The organism is Mesorhizobium sp. B1-1-5 (assembly GCF_006443065.1).
In the GTDB taxonomy this organism is placed as follows: Bacteria; Pseudomonadota; Alphaproteobacteria; order Rhizobiales; family Rhizobiaceae; genus Mesorhizobium.
The window spans coordinates 1-1,142 of the sequence record NZ_VFWS01000549.1; the positions used below are offsets into that span (position 1 = coordinate 1).

The 1,142-nt window shown below is 60.2% G+C and carries 2 protein-coding genes; both read right to left on the reverse strand.

All coding sequences use genetic code 11. The features are described from left to right. A partial coding sequence (locus tag FJ980_RS33170) for a hypothetical protein (protein WP_140547619.1) occupies positions 1 to 627 on the reverse strand: 627 nt, incomplete at its 3' end. Positions 628 to 721: 94 nt separating this feature from the next. After that, the coding region (locus tag FJ980_RS33175; RefSeq protein WP_246676694.1) for a hypothetical protein at positions 722 to 1,142 on the reverse strand (421 nt) is incomplete at its 5' end.

The window sequence follows — 1,142 nt, forward strand, 5'->3', positions numbered from 1 at the left end:
GATATCGACACCGCGATCGGCTGCGAGCTTCTCGAGTTCATCCTTCTTCAGGCTCTCGAGGTCGACGTCGGCTTCGGCAGTCGGCTTAGCGCCGCCGGCCGGCAGCGGATCGCCGAACTGATTGGTCGCCTTGTTCTCCCCGGCCGCGTTGGCGGCTTCGACTTCGGCCTTCTGTTTCTCGACCGCGGCCGCGGCAGATGGGGGCGTTGCCTCACCTGGTTTCGCTAACGGCTGTTCGGTGACACCTGCGTTGGGATCGATTGAAAAGATGGGTGTGGCCCCCTGGAGCTCTCGGAGCATTTGCTGTTTCGCCGCGAAGACAAGGTGAGCATGAACGAGGTTACCGCTGTACGGTTTGCCGGAGCGGGCGATGATGGCCTTCAGTTCCTCGTCGGAAACGGCGGAGATCTTTCGATCGAAAGCCTCGATGATGTCCCGGTTCAGCTGCTCAGCTTCGGGAACACCGCTCTTGCTCTCTTCGATATATCCTGAAGCAACCAAGCCGCCGAAAGCGGAATCGGTGACGGAATAGCCTGCCGGTGGGAAATCGGAGCCCTCAGGGAGATGCTGCACATTGATACCGTCGAATGCGAACGGAAATGCCTTTGTGCCCTTGCCGGTTTTCATGGCGGTCAATCCACATGGTTGCAATGGATGCAAGGCCGGCGTGCAGATGGAACGCCGACCGGCTGATCGCCCCTCAAAAAGAACGGCGCTCGCCTTATGCCGGCGGGTTCGCCGCTGGACCCTGGTTGAGCAAGCCATTGATCCAGGCGCCGGCGGCGAAGATGTTGCCGGCATTCGCCGCGGGAGTCAGCGTGACCCGCTGATACTGCTTGCCACCGGTGTACCCGATCTTGAACACCTTATCGTCGCTCGAAAAGAGAGGTGTCGCCAGCTGTTCGGTGCCGTTCAGCATGTCGTCAGGAACCGCAGCGGCGTCGGACAAATCTGCGGCGTCGCCATGTTCCATTAGGAACGTGAATGTCACATCGGCATCGGCGATCGAGCCCATGAGGAGCAGGAAGGCCACGGATTCGGCGCCAAGCCGGTTGTTGATCTGCGAAACGATCGCAGTGTTATCGACTACCGCGGCGGCCGGCGAGATGCCGCGCTTTGGGTTGATATGTGAAATGATGTCC